We start from the raw sequence: 16,439 nt of genomic DNA on the forward strand, positions 1-16,439 counted from the left end.
CGCCGCTCATCAGGCGTTCAGCTTGCGTCGCGTCGCAATGGCGATGCCGAACATGCCCAAAGCCAGCATGCCCACGCTGGGAATCTCGGGCACAGGCGCTGCCATCGTGGCGGTGTAAGGCTTGTCCGAGACGTTGAAGCGCAGTGCTGGCGAAATCTTGATGTCCAGCCGACCGAAGTCGAGTTGCCCCAGCACGTCAATGGCGTAGTCGGGCAGCACCAGCGCTTGCATGAACGCAGACTGCGCGCCCGTCGTCAGCTTCATCTGCGTGAGCGACATCTGCATGGACAGGCCTCCTGACGTGGAGACGTGCAAGCCTTGTTCGACGTTGAAGTTGTAGACGTCGAAATTCCTGGTGGTGCCCGCCTTGCTGATGAAGTCAGCCGACAGCACGTTGCGCTTGAAATCCAGCGCAAAGTTGGCGAGTTGCAGGCCACCTTCCTCGCTGTAGATCCCCAACGCCGAGCCACTGGCATGACCAGCCGTGGGCGAAATGTTCAGGGGCAGCAGGGACATCGACAAGCTGACGTCCGTGACCGGCATCGAGAAGGACCACAGGCCAGGTGTGGTCTGCTTGCTGTTACCCAACGCGCGGACACTGATGCCCATGTTCTGCATCAGATCCTGCGTATCACTGTTGAAGGTGTACTGCGAATTGGCTTGAATGTTGGTGGTGGGCAGCGTCACGTTGATGGCGGCTGCTTGCGTGCTGAACGATGCCGCCACCACGCCGATGGCCACCGACGCGACATGCAAACCGGATCTGATTGAGGTGCTGACCATCTGATACTCCTTGATACCTTGATCGAAGGATGACAGAAGCGCTCCGTTGTGGCATGCGTGTGCCCTCACGCAAAAAGGCGCCGGTCAACTTGTTCACGATATGGCGTGATGTGCCGTGTGGTCCGGGCGACAACAAAGCGGTGCTTTCGACGCTTATGAATGAGGCCGGAGCGCAGACTGTGATCTGGATCACGCTAGAATGGCGCACACGCGGGTGTCGTTCAATGGTAGGACTCTTGCTTCCCAAGCAAATAACGTGGGTTCGATTCCCATCACCCGCTCCACATGTGAATTGAAAAGGCCAGTCCGAGACTGGCCTTTTTTCATCGTGTTTCTGCTGTCAATCAGGCCTCGCAGGTGCGCGAGCCATCACGGGCATTCAGACGACCAGATGCCGCTCGGACATGTAGTCCTTGCGAAAGTCCTCGAAAGACTGCTTGTCAGCGGCTTCAATGGTCGCCTGCTCTGTCAACGATGCCTGAGCCTGCTCCTTGAATCGCGCGAGCGTCTCAGCAGGCAACGCTGTCGCCATCAGTGTTTCCCGAATTTGTGCCGATCGAGCATTGGTAAAGCCTGCATGACCATCCCCCGGGGCACCCTGCAGGGCTGTGACGACGCGGGCTGAGGGCAGCAAGGATGGATCAAGCAAGGCCGCGTTGGCCGCCTGGCAGATGCGCTGGTGCGAGTCTCCTCCTTGGAGCGCATCCAGTGCCTGCGCGATCGGTTCACATTCCGCGAGAATGGTTTGGGCCCATTGAGTCAGAGGGATCTGCTGTGCGTCTTTGTCGATGCGCAGCCCGGGTTCGCGGCCGCGCGCTGCCACGATTTGCTGATTGCGCACCAGCGCCGCGATCTCCTGGGGCGTGTCCAGCGGGCTGTCTGACAACAGGCAGTGCAGCAGAAACATGTCGAGAAATCTGGCCGTGTCCTCGTCGATGCCAACCGGCAGGAAGGGGTTGAGGTCCATGCACCGGACCTCGACATATTCCACGCCGCGCTCACGAAGGGCGTGCAGGGGGCGCTCACCCGTGTGGATCACGCGCTTGGGGCGGATGGTGCTGTAGAACTCGTTTTCAATCTGCAGCAATGAGGTCGATAACTGCCGGTATGCCCCGTCCACATCCTGGATGCCGAGCGCCTCGTAGGGCGGATAGGCGTGTGTGAGGGCGTTTTGAAGCGAGGCGGCATAACCTTTGAGCCCGTTGTAACTGACGGCCAGCGAGCTCTGGGCATCACTTTGGTAGCCCAGTCGGCCCATTCGCAGCGACGTCGCGTGTGGCAGATACAGGGTGTGCTCGCCCAATGGTTGCAGGCCGTGAGGTTGGCCTTTCACGAAGTCCGCATTGACGGCCGGGGAGGCACCAAACAGCACGAGCAACAAGAAGGATTGCCGGCGGAAATTGCGGATCAGGCCGAAATAGTCTTCATTGCTGAGTCCCGGCATGGACCAGTTGTAGTGGATGCCGGAAATGGTTTGCATCCGCCTGCCGTAGCGATGCGACAGGCCCATGCGGTAGACACTCTTGGCTTTGCCAACATTGGACGATCCATATTGGCCGATGGGGATGTCGTCATCCGGTGGCAGCACGCAGGGCATGCTGCTTGCCCACAGTAGCTCGTCACCGATGGCTCGGTAGACAAACTGATGAATGCGGGTCAGTTCTTGCAGGCAGTCCTGTACGCTTTTGTGCGCGCCTGTCACCACCTCCACCTGAGATTCGCTGAAATCAGTGGTGATATGGGGGTTGGTGAGCGCAGAGCCCAGGGCTGGGGGATGAGGCGTCAGCGCCAGTTGACCGCTCGGAGTTGTGCGCAGGCTTTCCTTCTCGATACCACGTCGGATGCCAGCCAGGCTCTCCGGGGGCAGTGCGCGCAGACGTTCATGCAAGCTGGTCAAACGCAATCTCCTCAATTCATGTCGAGGCGCGAAGTTATCAGAGATCGACAAACCTTGCAGATCATGCGCTCGCTGCATATGTATCTGATGGAGCATTTCTTGCGGGATATCAGGAACAGCCTATGGTTCAGCTTGTTCCTGCCGATATGACGGCATGGCCTGTTGTCCAGAATACCCTTGACATGTGTCTGATCATCAAAAAGCCCTTGGGGCGCCACATCACTGCCGACTTCCTGGAAAACGCATGGCAGCGTAATTCCCACGGTTGGGGTACCTTCCACCTCGCCAACGGCAAGGTGGTGTGGTCGCGCGGTCTGTGCTTGCGGGAATTGATTGCACACAACGCCAGGTTGCCGCTGGACGCAGAGGTCTACCTGCACCTGCGCCGCGCCACCTATGGTGAGGTCAACCAGGACATGGCCCACCCCTATGTCGTGCGGCCGGGCATGCTTCTGATGCACAACGGCAGCATCGCCCATCTGGCGCCACAGGATCCGTCGCGCAGTGATACGTCGGAACTGGCGCGCCTGCTGCACGACATGCTGGCCGATCTGACGGATGCACAGGCAGCCAGCATCATCCGATCACAAGGGTTTCGGGCGCTCACCGCGCCACTGATTGAAGGCTCCATGGTGGTACTGATGGACGCCCAGGGCCCGGTGCGCCTGGGCCGCGACTGGCACACCATTCAGGCTGTTGACTGGAGCGAGGCCATGGCTGGCGTGGATGTGTCGAACACACATACATGGGGGCGCCAGACCTCTGCCAAGCCCTCGTCCCAAGTGGGCGAGGCTCACGCGGCTGTATTGGCCGAGCCAGCCTGATCAGGCTCTGGCGCAAGGCCAGCCCAGGAAAAAATGCTGCGCTTGATGCTCGGGTGCCCGAATGAGCCCCGAGGCGGCCATCTTCTGGATGACCGAACTGGTCAATTCCTCGTCGTGCAGCAGTGCACGCAATGCCGTCAGTGGCGTGAAACCGTTGAGGACGGCAAGCAAGCGCCTTTCGCTGGCGTTCAGCGATGAATGAATTGCCAGCAACGCAGATTGTCCTGCCGCTGTTCGCTCGAAAACAGCGTCATGAAGGTGTGACGAAGAAGGCTGCATGTCTGCTCCTGGAAGTTGCCAAAATGATCAATCACCATCGCCAGATTTCGTCGTCACTGACTGTTTTCTGAGTTCCTCAGTTCGAATCCAGAATAGCCGGTAACGCTGGTGAAACCCGAATGCCCCCTCGCCTTGATGGGGCACCCAGGTGTCCCGTCATGTTTCTGCCGACCGCTTTCGAGACTTCCCCCCAGTGAAGCGCTGCGCTGCCATGTTTTCGTCACACGTGGGTAGCAGACTCTGCGGCAGGATTACTCGGGGGCAAGCATGCAAAAGAGTCAAGCGCTGGCGTCATTGGGGCAACGTGGCCTGTTGATGCCGGTATGGGTGAAAGCGGCATTGGCCGCCAATGACAGGCTCAAGGTTTACCTGACGGTATTGCAGGCCGCAGCAACTCACGCGGATCATCCCGATCGCGAAGCGTTGGACCTGGCCCGTGAGCTGGATGCTGCAGGCTTGGGCAACGCCACCTGGTTGCATGATCTGCCTTCCGGGGCAAGTTGCATCGATGGCATCCTGATCGTGCCTGAACTGGATCGCCTGATCAGCAGTCTGGCGGATGATCTGGCCACCATGGCCAGGCCCGTGCTGGAGGCCTGCACAGATGATGCCGAGCCACATCTGCGGGTACACCAGTGGCAGGATTGGCTGGACGCATTGCACGGCGAACAACTGGAAAAATCGCAGCTGCACAGCCTCACACATGGTGACCGACATGCGGGTGACAGCGTGCACCTGCTGATCATGGATCTGCACAAGCAGATCAACCACCTGGCGGCCTCACTGGCCAGCGAGGTGATCGATGGCGCACATGTCTGGCAGTTGAACGACGACGATCGTCCGCTGGTGAGCGCGTTCATGCGGGGGCTCAACCGCACGGCGCCATTGAAGCTGGATCACCCAGGCCTGGACACGGCGGCCACGCGCGACGGTGAACTGTTGCTGCTGCAAAACGACATTGGAACCAACGATGCCCACGTGCTGGTCATGCGCATCAAGGGGCTGGACATCAGCCTGACTTACTCCGATCTGCACAGCAGCCGCTTTGCCTTCTTCCAGAGTTTGCTGGCGCCACTGGGGGCATCCTGGTCCGCGACCGAGTCTCGTGTGACGGCAGACCTCAACCAAGGGGCCGCCTATTCAGTCGGTACGGCACGCTTTGCTTGCCAGGACGAGGCGCAGTTGGCCCAGACGCTGGAGGGCCTGGGCGCGAGCATCGTTTTCCTGATCGACTGGAACCGGGCTCGCAAACGTTTGCTCCATTTCGTGAGCAAGGAAGGCGCCATTGCGGTGTTGACGGCGGCGGCACACGCTGAAGTCGGGCACATGGCCTGGTTGAAGGCGGGCGGGGAGCGCCTGGTGTTCAATGCCATGCAGACCGCTGGTGCCGGGGCCTTCCGCATTGGTGATCGACTGGATGATGTGTTGGGCGATGTTCAGGCGCAGAACTTCCTGCTGGATGTGATGCGCCTGGCCAGCGAGGCCTTGTTGCATGGTCAGCCTCTTGCGCTGATCGCCGATGAAACGCGCCTGTTGTTGTCTCGGCAGGTGCAGAAGCGCACGACGGAGTTTGACCTGCTGGATGATCACGCTGCCTATTGCCAGGCCCTGGCGCAGGCCGTCAGTGATGGCCTCGCGCACGGCCACGACAGCTTGCGCGAGGAGGCGCAGGACCTGGCTGCGCGTGCCAAGGCCTGGGAGCGTCGCGCCGATCACCTGGTGATGCAAGCCAGACAGGAGGCGGAGCGTCAACCGCGCTGGCAGCCTGTGGCACGGCTGATGGCGCTGTCCGACGACGTGGCTGACGCGCTTGAAGAAGCGGCCTTCATGATGAGCCTGATCGCCGACCATCATCAGAAGGGCTGGAACCTCGATGTGAGGCAGGCCTTGTCCAGGTTGGCTCAGACTGTCTTGCAGGCCACGCAGGATCACATCAAGGCCCTGGCCATTGCGCGCACCCTGGGCAGCCAGAGTGATGCATCCGACAGCGATGCCTTCCTGGCCGCGACCTGGAACGTGCTGCGCGCCGAGCGTCAGTGCGACGAGTTGCTGCGCCAGGCCAGGCGTGTGATCCTCCACGCCATTGACGATGCGCCCTCCCTGATGCTGGCCAACGACCTGGCCATGACGCTGGAACTGGCATCCGACCGATTATTGGCTGCAGGCTACGGGCTCAGGGAACTGGCCTTCGACAAGGCGGGAGCGCAGTCATGAGCATGGCCAACGCGCTGTATCTGATCGGGTGCGGCAGCCCTGAGCAACGGCATGAGCAACAGGGGCGTGCCACTGCTCAGACCATGGGCTTCAAGGCGTACAACCTGCTGCGCATGGCTCAGATCAACCTGCCAGTGCCCCCCGCCTTTGTACTGGGGACAGCCTACTGCCAGGACGACGCCACCCGCGCTGAAGCTTCGACGCCCAAGACCTGGGTGCCAGGCTTGACAGCCCTCCAGGATGCGTGCGGGCTATGGTTGGGTGATGCTCGTCGGCCCTTGCTCCTGTCGGTTCGATCGGGTGCGCCTGTGTCCATGCCCGGCATGATGGAGACGCTGCTCAACATTGGCTTGTGTGATGCCACCGTGCCCGGGATGATTCGTCAGACCGGCAACCCTAGGCTGGTCTGGGATGCTTACCGCAGACTGGTGGTGACTTACGGCGAAGTCGTAGCGGGGCTGGATCTCGCCTTGTTCGACGCCGAGACAGCCGCAGTAGCTGGCGGCCGCGACGAGCGGGATCTGGATTTTGCCGAGTTGCGAGCCATCACACGTGCATGTCTGGCCACGTATGCCCGAGAGGCCGGACACGCTTTTCCCCAACATCCACAGGCTCAATTGACCGCAGCGATTTCGGCCGTGCTCAAGTCCTGGCAATCAGCCAAGGCTTGTGAATACCGGCGTGTCAACCAGTTGCCTGATGACCTGGGAACCGCCGTGACCGTGCAGGCCATGGTGTTCGGCAACGCGGGTGGCCAATCCGGCGCTGGAGTGGGTTTCACGCGAGACCCCGCCACGGGTGAGCCTCATCTCTGGGTGGACTTCCTGTTCAATGCGCAAGGTGAAGACGTGGTGTCTGGCCGTCGCAGTGCACACGGTCATGATGAGATGGCCTCGGTGCTCGCACATGCCTGGCGCTCGCTGCAAGACGCAGCCAGCCAGCTGGAGCACCACTTTGGCGACATGCAGGATTTCGAATTCACCGTGCAGGACGGGCGGCTCTACATGCTGCAGACCCGAACAGGCAAGCGCACGCCACAGGCTGCAGCACGCATTGCACTGGATCTGCTGGACGAAGGCCTGATCTCACGAGACGTGGCTCAGGCACGTACCGCCAGTTTGACGCCCCAGGGACTGATGAGCACACGTGTGGTGTCAGACAATGGGCAGCCCCTGGTGCCGCTGGCGCATGCGGCAACGGCCTGCAATGGCGTGGCCATCGGCGAAATCGCCTTTGATGAGGCCCGGGCTCGCTCGCGTCAGGCGAGCGGCGCTGCCGTCATTCTGGTGCGGCGCGATGCCGAGACCAGTGACATGGCCGCGCTGGCGTCCGCGGTGGGTTTGTTGACGCAACGAGGGGCGCGTACCTCTCATGCCGCGGTGGTGGCGCGACAGCTGGGCAAGGTGTGTCTGGTGGGCTGTGGCGCCATGTCGCTGGATGAAGCGGCTCGTACCTTGTCATTCGGTGAGCTGACCTTCCACGAAGGCGATGTGATCACCCTGGATGGCAATGAGGGCGCCGTCTATCAAGGGGCGGCCAAGACCGTGGTCGAGGAGCCAGTCGAACTCCTGGCGCGACTGGCGAAACTCAACAGCGCTGAATGAGACCCAGGGCAAGCAGTCGATCGATGACGATGCGCGTGTCTTGAGCTGACATGCCGGCCAACGTCATCAGCGCGTGAGTGGGTGTCAGGCCATTGACCATGCGCAACCACAGGATGAGCTCATGGTCTATCGATGATGCCTGGCCGGCTGCAACGATCTGTCCTTTGTGGGTGCGCTGATAGACCGAGCTATCAGATGAATCCAGGTCAATGCTCATGTACTTCCAAGCCTTGAATGCGCGCGTCGTATTGTCGATCCTGGGCCTGGATCACGCAATGAGCTGAACGGATCATGTGTCAAGCTTGACGGCGCCGTGCGCGGGCCAGGCCCCACATGCCCAGGCTGGTCAACATCAGCACCACGCTTTCCGGTTCAGGCACGGCTGCGATGGTGCCGGGCGATCCAGTTTCAATCCCGTTGGCGGACAAGCGCGCACCATTGACGCCAGCCGTACTGAAAGTCGAGAGGGTCGTGTTGTTCAAACCTGCAGCGTTGTCGAACGAGCGGCCCAGCGTGGAAGCGGCAAGGTCCACGCGGGTGACGAGCGAGCCTGTCGATGTGAAGATGTTGACCGCATCACCCGATGTGCCGAGTCCCACACCAGAGCCACCATAGTTCCCGATGAGCAGATTGCCGGGGGCATTGCCGCCAAACCAGGCCTGGACGAAAGCAGCGTTGATGGCAGCATCGGTGGAGCCGGTCGAGTTGCCTTCGACGAACACGACGGATTGCCCGGCAGCAATGCTGGTCACGCCACGCAAGGCCACGGCGGAGACGAATGCATTGGAGTTGTCATCCATCTTCCAGCCGCTGATGTTGACAGCGGTGGAGCCGGTATTGGTCAGCTCGAACCAGTCTGCGTTGTTGGCGGCGCTGCTGCCAGCCGCATCGACTTCGGTGATGACGATGGCGGCCTGGGCTGTTTGCACCAGAACGCTGGCCACTGCGGCAGCCATGGCCTTCGCGGCCAGCTTGAAGGTGGTGGACTTCATCGGGTACTTCCGGGATGTGGGTGTTGATCCCACCAGCATCCGCTGCCTGGGTGACAAGGTCATGAGCCGGGTGTGGTCCCTATGGCTCTTTGGTCTGAATGCGGCATGGCCTTCATGCGAGCGTCACGTCCCCTGATTACCTTGAGGTCAGTTTTTTCACGAGGACTGTCATGCAAGATCAAAGCCGTCGCCAACTCCTTCAACTGATCGCCGCGGGCGCCGCAGCCGGCGCACTGCCCAACAGCATCGCCAGGGCCCTGGCCATTCCTGCGCATCGCCGCACGGGCACCATCGAAGATGTCGAGCACATCATCATCCTGACCCAGGAAAACCGCTCGTTCGATCACTACTTCGGCACCATGCGCGGTGTGCGCGGCTTTGCTGACCCTCGCGCCGTCAAGCTGCCATCAGGCAAATCGGTGTGGCACCAGCCTCATGGCGACAAGGAACTGCTGCCTTTCCGCCCGCCCGTTGAAAACGTCGGTCTGACCTTCCTGCAGGACCCACCTCACGGCTGGAATGACACGCATGCAGCGTGGAACCTGGGCAACCATGACCAGTGGGTGCCCAACAAGGGCATCGTGGCGATGACCTACCACACGCGTCAGGACATCCCGTATCACTTCGCGCTGGCCGATGCCTTCACGGTGTGTGATGCGTATCACTGCTCTCTGATGGGCCCCACCGACCCCAACCGCTATCACCTGTGGTCGGGTTGGTGCGGCAACGATGGCCAGGGTGGCGGCCCGGTGATCACCAACGCTGAAGCGGGCTATGACTGGTCCACCTTCCCCGAGAAGCTGGAGAAGTCGGGCATCAGCTGGAAGGTCTACCAGGACGTGGGCGTGGGTCTCAACGCCGATGGCTACTGGGGCTGGACGTCCGATCCCTACATCGGCAACTATGGCGACAACGCCTTGTTGTACCTGCACCAGTACCAGCATGCCCAGCCGGGCAATCCCCTGGCCGACCGCGCCAAGGTTGGTACCAACATCAGCCAGCAAGGCCGTGATCCGCTGCGTCTGATCGACGACTTCCGCAATGACGTGAGCCAGGGCAAGCTGCCTGCGGTGTCATGGATTGCCGCGCCCGAGGCCTACACCGAGCACCCCAATTTCCCGGCCGATTTTGGCGCCTGGTATATCTCGCAGTTCATCGACGTGCTGGCCGATTACCCCGAGGTCTTCAGCAAGACCGTGTTCTTCATCAACTACGACGAAGAGGGCGGCTTCTTTGACCACGTGGTGCCACCCACGCCCGCGGCCACGCCTGAGCAAGGTGGCTCGACCGTTGACATCGTCAATGAAATCTACCCTGGTGACAGCAGCCACCCCAAGGCACCCTATGGCTTGGGCATGCGTGTGCCACTGCTGGTGATTTCGCCCTGGAGCAAGGGCGGCTGGGTCAATTCCGAGGTGTTCGATCACACCTCCCTGATCCGTTTCATCGAAGCACGCTTTGCCAAGTCTCACCCTGAACTGCGCGAAAGCAACATCACGCCTTGGCGCCGTGCCGTGGTGGGCGATCTGACGTCGGCCTTTGATTTTGCGTCGCCAAGCCGTGCCCCGGTGACGCTGCCGGATACCGATGCCTACCTGCCAACGGACCTGACTCGCCAGCCCAACTACGCGCTGGTGGTGCCTGACACGCAGCAGTTGCCGAAGCAGGAAAAGGGTGTGCGCCCCGCGCGTGCCCTGCCGTACGCGCCGCATGCACATGGTCGCGTGAAGGTGCTGGATGGCGCTTTTGGTATCGACTTCGTCAACACGGGGCGGGCCAGCGTGGTCTATCAGGTTCGCTCTGCCAGGGGCATGCACGCACCGCGTTCTTACACGGTCGAGCCAGGCAAGTCGCTGGCGGGGGTGTGGCCCGTGAAGGCGCTGGGCTTGTCGACCTATCAGCTGGAAGTGCATGGCCCCAACGGGTTCTACCGTGCCTTCAAGGGCGGTGTGTCGCAGTTGAGTACCCGCCTGCTGGTGCGTGCCGCCTACGACGAGCGCCGTGCCGACGTCGTTCTGAGCATCACCAACCAGTGCGAGCATGCCGCCACGGTGCGTGTGGCTGATCAGTACATCGGCCACCGCAGCGAGAAACGCCGCCTGTCGGTGGGTGAGACGGCCATGATGCGCGTGCCACTGGAGCGCACACGCGGCTGGTATGACCTGCTCGTGACGGTCGATGGCGACAGCACTTACGCCTGCCAATTGGCGGGCCACGTCGAAAACGGCCGTCACAGCATCAGCGACCCGGCCTTGGGCGGCCTGCGCTTCAGCCAGGACGACTGAAGCCTCCAGCCTGACTGAGTTGCGGGCATCGGTGCCAGGCCGATGCCCGGATTCGGGCTTACTTGTCCAGCCCGCCCAGGCAGATGTACTTGGCTTCCACGTAGTCATCCATGCCCTGGCGCGCGCCTTCACGACCCAGCCCGGATTGCTTGACGCCGCCAAACGGCACCTCACAGGTCGAGATCAGGCCTGTGTTGACGCCCACCATGCCGTACTCCAGCCCTTCACTGACACGGAAGATGCGGCCCACATCGCGGCTGAAGAAATAGCTCGCCAGACCGAATTCGGTGTTGTTGGCCAGTTCGATCGCTTCGGCTTCAGTTTCGAACTTGAACACCGGTGCCACAGGCCCGAAGATTTCTTCGCGGGCCATGCGCATGTCGGCCGTCACGTTGGAGAGCACGGTCGGTTGGTAGAAGTGCCCACCCGCGATGTCGGCACGCGCGCCGCCGGTCACCACATTGGCGCCTTTGGCCAGGGCATCGGCCACCAGTGTTTCCACCTTGGCCAAGGCGTCAGCCTCGATCAAGGGGCCCTGGGTCACGCCGGCTTCAAAGCCGTTGCCCACCTTCATCTGCGCCACGCGCTCGGCCAGTTTGGCCACAAACGCATCGTAGATGCCTGATTGCGCATACAAACGGTTGGCGCACACGCAGGTTTGTCCCGCATTGCGGTATTTGCTGATCATGGCGCCTTCCACGGCGGCATCCAGATCGGCGTCATTGAACACGATGAAGGGGGCGTTGCCGCCCAGTTCCAGCCCCAGCTTCTTCACGGTGGGCGCGCATTGCTTCATCAGAATGCGGCCCACTTCGGTCGAGCCGGTGAATGAGAGGTGGCGCACCGTGTCGCTTTCGCAAAGCGCCTTGCCCACTTCAATGGACTGGCTCGCATCCGCCGTGATGATGTTGAGCACGCCAGCTGGCATGCCCGCGCGTTGGGCCAGTTCGGCCACGGCCAGGGCCGACAAGGGCGTGGCTTCGGCAGGCTTGATGACCACGGGGCAGCCGGCCGCCAGGGCAGGGGCCACCTTGCGGGTGATCATGGCGATGGGGAAGTTCCAGGGCGTGATGGCCGCGCACACGCCAATCGGCTGGCGGATGACCAGAAAGCGCTTGCTCGGGTCCGTGCTGGGCACGGTTTCGCCGTACACGCGGCGGGCCTCTTCCGCAAACCACTCGATGAAACTGGCGCCGTAGCCCACTTCACCCTTGGCTTCTGCCAGGGGCTTGCCTTGCTCGGCGGTCATGATGCTGGCGAGGTCGTCGGCGTGCTGATTCAGCAGGTGGAACCACTTCATCATGATCGCGGCCCGTGCCTTGGCTGTGAGCGCACGCCAGGCGGGCCAGGCGCGGTTGGCTGCGGCGATGGCGGCGTGCGTCTGCTCGGCACCCAGGTTGGCGACTTCGGCCAGCGTGGCGCCCGTGGCGGGATCCGTCACGGCAAAGTGGCCAGGGCCGTCCACCCATTGGCCATCGATCAGGGCCTGGGTTTTCAGCATGGTGGGGTCTTGAAGCAACGCCAGGGGAGAAGTGCGCTCGTTCATCTTGTCGGTCCTCTTGTCTGTCCTCGGTTTTGCGTGCGGCTCGCCCGCCAGAAACGGGTCGGGTGCAATCCGCCATGATAGGGCGCCTCAAACCTATAATCTCAGGTTCCGCCCTTGACCCCTGTCGGGCGGGCAGCATTCCGATACGAGCGACAAAAGCAGAAAGCCCTCATGAAAGCCGCTGATATCCGCAAGACCTTCCTGGAATTCTTCCAGTCCAAGGGCCACACCATCGTGGCGTCCAGCCCCGTTGTGCCGGGCGACGACCCGACCCTGCTGTTCACCAATGCGGGTATGAACCAGTTCAAGGACGTGTTCCTGGGCTTTGACAAGCGCCCCTACACCCGCGCCACCACCTCGCAAAAGTGCATCCGCGCCGGCGGCAAGCACAACGACCTGGACAACGTGGGCTACACCGCGCGTCACCACACTTTCTTCGAAATGCTGGGCAACTTCAGCTTCGGGGATTACTTCAAGCGTGACGCCATCAACTACGCCTGGGAGCTGCTGACCAAGGAGTTCAAGCTGCCGGCCGAGAAGCTCACCGTCACGGTCTACGCCGAAGACGACGAGGCCTATGACATCTGGACCAAGGAAGTGGGCGTGCCCGCCGAGCGCGTGATCCGCATTGGCGACAACAAGGGGGCCCGCTACGCCTCCGACAACTTCTGGATGATGGGTGACACCGGCCCTTGCGGCCCTTGCACCGAGATCTTCTACGACCACGGTCCCGAGATTGCTGGGGGCCCTCCAGGCAGCCCCGATGAAGACGGCGACCGCTTCATCGAGATCTGGAACAACGTGTTCATGCAGTTCAACCGCGATGAAGCCGGTGTGATGCATCCGCTGCCCAAGCCCTCGGTGGACACCGGCATGGGCCTGGAGCGCATCGCCGCTGTGCTGCAACACGTGCACGCCAACTACGAAATCGATCTGTTCGTGGCCCTGCTGGCCGCAGCCAAGGCTGCTGTCGAAGCGGGCGGTGGCAGCGATGTCGATCCCGAGAGCCCCAGCCTCAAAGTCATTGCCGACCACATCCGCGCCTGCTCGTTCACGGTGGCCGATGGCGTGATCCCCAGCAACGAGGGCCGTGGCTACGTGCTGCGCCGCATCACCCGTCGCGCCATCCGCCACGGCTACAAGCTGGGTGCCCGCACCCCGTTCTTCCACAAGCTGGTGGCAGCGCTGGTCGAGCAGATGGGCGATGCCTATCCCGAATTGCGCCAGAACGAAAAGCGCATCACCGATGTGCTCAAGACCGAAGAAGAGCGCTTCTTCCAGACCATCGCCCATGGGATGGAAATCCTGGAAGGCGCGCTGGCCACCGGTGCCCGGCAGATCGACGGTGAAACCGCGTTCAAGCTGCACGACACCTATGGTTTCCCGGTTGACCTGACCGCTGACGTCTGCCGCGAGCGCGACGTGACGGTGGACCAGGCCGGCTTTGACGCCGCCATGGCGCACCAGCGTCAGCAAGCCCGTGCCGCCGGCAAGTTCAAGATGGCTGCCGGCCTGGAATACAACGGCGTGGCCACGGGCTTTCACGGCTACGAACACCTCACGGTGGATGCTGCCAACGTGACGGCCATCTACGTGGACGGTGCGGCGGTGACCGAAGCCCATGCCGGTGATGACGCCGTCATCGTGCTGGATCACACCCCCTTCTATGCCGAGTCCGGCGGCCAGGCTGGTGACAGTGGCGATCTGCGCAATGGCTCCAGCCGTTTCGTGGTGGAAGACACCCTGAAGATCCAGGCCGAGGTGTTTGGCCACCACGGCCGCGTGGTCGAAGGCAGCATCAAGGTGGGCGACAAGATCAACGCCCGCGTGGACGCCGACGTGCGCGCGAAGACCGTGCGCAACCACAGCGCCACCCACCTGATGCACAAGGCCTTGCGCGAAGTGCTGGGCGATCACGTCCAGCAAAAGGGCTCGCAGGTCACCGCAGACCGCACCCGTTTCGACTTCGCCCACAACGCCCCGATGACGGACGAAGAGATCCGTGAAGTCGAAGAGCTGGTCAACGCCGAGATCCTGGCCAATGCCGATGCGATCGCTCAGGTCATGGCCCTGGATGACGCGCAGAAGTCCGGCGCGATGATGCTGTTTGGCGAGAAGTACGGTGAGACCGTGCGCGTGCAGACCATCGGCTCCTCCAAGGAGCTGTGTGGTGGTACCCACGTCAAGCGCACGGGTGACATCGGCCTGTTCAAGATCGTGGCTGAAGGCGGTGTGGCCGCTGGCGTGCGCCGCGTGGAAGCCATCACCGGCGCAGCCGCTCTGGCCTATACCCAGAACCTGGAGACCACGCTCAACGGCGTGGCCGCCCTGATCAAGGCCACCCCGCAGGAAGTGCCAGCCCGCGTGGCCGCCGCCATGGATCAGATCCGCGCGCTGGAAAAGGAAATCGCCGCTCTCAAGGGCAAGCTGGCCTCCAGCCAGGGTGACGAGCTGATGGCGCAAGCCGTGGACGTCAAGGGCGTCAAGGTGCTGGCTGCGGTGCTGGAAGGCGCCGATGCGGCCACGCTGCGCAACACCATGGACAAGCTCAAGGACAAGCTCAAGACCGCCGCCATCGTGTTGGCCGCAGTCGAAGGCGGCAAGGTCCAGATCGCCGCGGGCGTGACGGCCGACACCACATCCAAGGTCAAGGCCGGCGAGCTGGTCAATTTTGTGGCCCAGCAAGTGGGCGGCAAGGGTGGCGGCAAGCCGGACATGGCCATGGCCGGTGGCACCGATACCGCTGGCTTGCCCAAGGCCCTGGCGGGCGTGCAGGGCTGGGTGAGCGACAAGCTCTAAGCCTGACTACTGACTGAGCCCGGTCATGAGCCTGCTCGTCGCAGGCTTCAGGAAGCGGCCGCAACCACTACCCGGTTGCGGCCGTTTCTTTTGCCCTCGTACAGCGCCGTATCGGCGCGGGCGATGGTCTGCTCGGCGTTCTCACCCTTCTGGATGACGGCCACACCCAGGGTCATCGTGACCTTGAATGGCTCATGGCCCGGCGCCTCGATCAAGGCACCCTCGATCTTGCCTCGAATGCGTTCCGCGACCAGTTTGGCACCTTCTTCGTCGGTGTCGGGCAGCACCGCCAGGAACTCCTCGCCACCCCAGCGCGCGACAAAGTCCACATCGCGCATGCAGCTTTGCAGTGTCTTGCTGACTGATCGGAGCACAGCGTCCCCGGCGTCATGCCCTTTGCTGTCGTTGATCGATTTGAAGTGGTCCAGATCGCACAAGATGAAGGACAGGTAGGGCTGACCGCGGCGCACGCGGCTTTCTTCTCGGCGGATCACTTCGGTGATGGCGCGACGGTTCCTCAATTGGGTCAGCGGATCCGTGGAAGCCATCTCACGCAATGTGGCGGCGGCCTTGTCGATCAGGTAGTAGTAATAGCCGGCCAGGAAGATCAGGATGATCATCACGCCCACCACGTTGAAGTAGTGCAGGCCGTCGATCACCACCATGGGCAGCTCGTTGGGCGGGGTGCGGTGTCGCAGCACGATGTCCAGCACGAGGTAGGTCATCATCACGCCCAGCACCGTGGCGGCTTTGAGCGCCACCGGGCGAATCGAGCTGATCACCGCCACCGGGATCACCAGAAGGATGTAGTAGTGGAAACCGGTGTCCCAGCCAATCACCGATACGGCCAGGATGGCGTGGCCCAGCACTTCCAGCACGGTCACGGCCCAGGCCTGTTCGACCTGGCCGCGTCGCGCCAGCGCAAACACCCACACATAGCTCAGGATGCTGCCGATGTTCACATAGGCCAGCGACGTCACGTGCGCCCAGAAGAACAGCGCGCAAAAGGCCACGTGGGTGAGCCCGGCGATGACGCCAATGCCTTGCAGCAAGGCGCGAAAGGCCTCCGGCTGCGTGGCTTCCGTGCCCACGTGCCAGGCTTGTTGATCCGCCTCGTTGGACACAGGCGTGGCAGGCTGAGGCAGGACCGAGGCGGAATCGGAAGCGGATGGGGAAGAAATGGCCACGCCGACACTCCTCGCTTGGTGGATGCGTA

At 62.2% G+C, this 16,439-nt stretch carries 12 protein-coding genes and 1 tRNA gene; 6 read left to right on the forward strand and 7 right to left on the reverse strand.

What is annotated here, in order from left to right; translation table 11 throughout:
* Positions 1-9 precede the first annotated feature (9 nt).
* Entirely contained in the window at positions 10-783 is a 774-nt protein-coding gene (locus VFW93_RS09380) for a hypothetical protein (RefSeq protein ID WP_329693735.1), read from the reverse strand.
* Positions 784-993: 210 nt separating this feature from the next.
* Here VFW93_RS09380 and VFW93_RS09385 point away from each other — a divergent pair.
* Positions 994-1,067: transfer RNA gene (locus tag VFW93_RS09385), tRNA-Gly, on the forward strand.
* Positions 1,068-1,162: 95 nt separating this feature from the next.
* Here the strand turns inward: VFW93_RS09385 and gshA are convergent.
* Positions 1,163-2,680: a glutamate--cysteine ligase gene (gshA, locus tag VFW93_RS09390; protein WP_329693794.1), complete on the reverse strand. Its 1,518-nt coding sequence runs from the start codon at positions 2,678-2,680 to the stop codon at positions 1,163-1,165.
* A gap of 182 nt (positions 2,681-2,862) precedes the next feature.
* Between gshA and VFW93_RS09395 the strand changes: the two genes are divergently transcribed.
* Positions 2,863-3,504 carry a hypothetical protein gene (locus VFW93_RS09395; protein WP_329693736.1) on the forward strand — a complete coding sequence of 214 codons (642 nt, stop codon included), beginning with the start codon at positions 2,863-2,865 and terminating at the stop codon, positions 3,502-3,504.
* Here VFW93_RS09395 and VFW93_RS09400 read toward each other — a convergent pair whose 3' ends face one another.
* Positions 3,505-3,783 (reverse strand): hypothetical protein, encoded by a 279-nt coding sequence (locus VFW93_RS09400; RefSeq protein WP_329693737.1) that lies wholly within the window; start codon positions 3,781-3,783, stop codon positions 3,505-3,507.
* A gap of 267 nt (positions 3,784-4,050) precedes the next feature.
* Between VFW93_RS09400 and VFW93_RS09405 the strand changes: the two genes are divergently transcribed.
* On the forward strand, positions 4,051-5,997 hold the full coding sequence (locus tag VFW93_RS09405) for a phosphate transport regulator (RefSeq protein WP_329693738.1): 1,947 nt from the start codon (positions 4,051-4,053) through the stop codon (positions 5,995-5,997).
* On the forward strand, positions 5,994-7,601 hold the full coding sequence (locus VFW93_RS09410) for a PEP/pyruvate-binding domain-containing protein (protein WP_329693739.1): 1,608 nt from the start codon (positions 5,994-5,996) through the stop codon (positions 7,599-7,601). Before VFW93_RS09405 ends, VFW93_RS09410 begins: the two co-directional genes overlap by 4 nt.
* Here the strand turns inward: VFW93_RS09410 and VFW93_RS09415 are convergent.
* A complete protein-coding gene (locus VFW93_RS09415; RefSeq protein ID WP_329693740.1) occupies positions 7,585-7,818 on the reverse strand; it encodes a hypothetical protein in 234 nt (77 codons plus the stop codon). The two genes, VFW93_RS09410 and VFW93_RS09415, sit on opposite strands and share 17 nt — an antisense overlap.
* Before the next feature lie 79 nt (positions 7,819-7,897).
* On the reverse strand, positions 7,898-8,593 hold the full coding sequence (locus VFW93_RS09420) for a lamin tail domain-containing protein (protein WP_329693741.1): 696 nt from the start codon (positions 8,591-8,593) through the stop codon (positions 7,898-7,900).
* 170 nt (positions 8,594-8,763) lie between these two features.
* On the opposite strand from VFW93_RS09420, the gene VFW93_RS09425 reads away from it, so the two are divergent.
* A complete protein-coding gene (locus tag VFW93_RS09425; RefSeq protein ID WP_329693742.1) occupies positions 8,764-10,878 on the forward strand; it encodes a phosphocholine-specific phospholipase C in 2,115 nt (704 codons plus the stop codon).
* Between the two features lie 58 nt (positions 10,879-10,936).
* On the opposite strand, the gene VFW93_RS09430 is transcribed toward VFW93_RS09425, so the two are convergent.
* A complete protein-coding gene (locus VFW93_RS09430; protein ID WP_329693743.1) occupies positions 10,937-12,424 on the reverse strand; it encodes an NAD-dependent succinate-semialdehyde dehydrogenase in 1,488 nt (495 codons plus the stop codon).
* Between the two features lie 171 nt (positions 12,425-12,595).
* On the opposite strand from VFW93_RS09430, the gene alaS reads away from it, so the two are divergent.
* Positions 12,596-15,223: an alanine--tRNA ligase gene (gene alaS / locus VFW93_RS09435; RefSeq protein ID WP_329693744.1), complete on the forward strand. Its 2,628-nt coding sequence runs from the start codon at positions 12,596-12,598 to the stop codon at positions 15,221-15,223.
* A gap of 47 nt (positions 15,224-15,270) precedes the next feature.
* Here alaS and VFW93_RS09440 read toward each other — a convergent pair whose 3' ends face one another.
* Positions 15,271-16,410, reverse strand: a complete 1,140-nt coding sequence (locus VFW93_RS09440) for a GGDEF domain-containing protein (protein WP_329693745.1) — start codon at positions 16,408-16,410, stop codon at positions 15,271-15,273.
* Positions 16,411-16,439: the final 29 nt, after the last annotated feature.

This window comes from Aquabacterium sp. (assembly GCF_036279675.1).
Lineage (GTDB): Bacteria > Pseudomonadota > Gammaproteobacteria > Burkholderiales > Burkholderiaceae_C > Aquabacterium.

Excerpts from the sequence above, each read along its gene's own strand:
- VFW93_RS09405 (WP_329693738.1), top strand. The coding sequence starts at position 4,051 with ATGCAAAAGAGTCAAGCGCTGGCGTCATTGGGGCAACGTGGCCTGTTG.
- VFW93_RS09415 (WP_329693740.1), bottom strand. The coding sequence starts at position 7,818 with ATGAGCATTGACCTGGATTCATCTGATAGCTCGGTCTATCAGCGCACC.
- alaS (WP_329693744.1), top strand. The coding sequence starts at position 12,596 with ATGAAAGCCGCTGATATCCGCAAGACCTTCCTGGAATTCTTCCAGTCC.
- VFW93_RS09430 (WP_329693743.1), bottom strand. The coding sequence starts at position 12,424 with ATGAACGAGCGCACTTCTCCCCTGGCGTTGCTTCAAGACCCCACCATG.
- VFW93_RS09425 (WP_329693742.1), top strand. The coding sequence starts at position 8,764 with ATGCAAGATCAAAGCCGTCGCCAACTCCTTCAACTGATCGCCGCGGGC.
- VFW93_RS09410 (WP_329693739.1), top strand. The coding sequence starts at position 5,994 with ATGAGCATGGCCAACGCGCTGTATCTGATCGGGTGCGGCAGCCCTGAG.
- VFW93_RS09400 (WP_329693737.1), bottom strand. The coding sequence starts at position 3,783 with ATGCAGCCTTCTTCGTCACACCTTCATGACGCTGTTTTCGAGCGAACA.
- VFW93_RS09420 (WP_329693741.1), bottom strand. The coding sequence starts at position 8,593 with ATGAAGTCCACCACCTTCAAGCTGGCCGCGAAGGCCATGGCTGCCGCA.
- VFW93_RS09395 (WP_329693736.1), top strand. The coding sequence starts at position 2,863 with ATGTGTCTGATCATCAAAAAGCCCTTGGGGCGCCACATCACTGCCGAC.
- VFW93_RS09380 (WP_329693735.1), bottom strand. The coding sequence starts at position 783 with ATGGTCAGCACCTCAATCAGATCCGGTTTGCATGTCGCGTCGGTGGCC.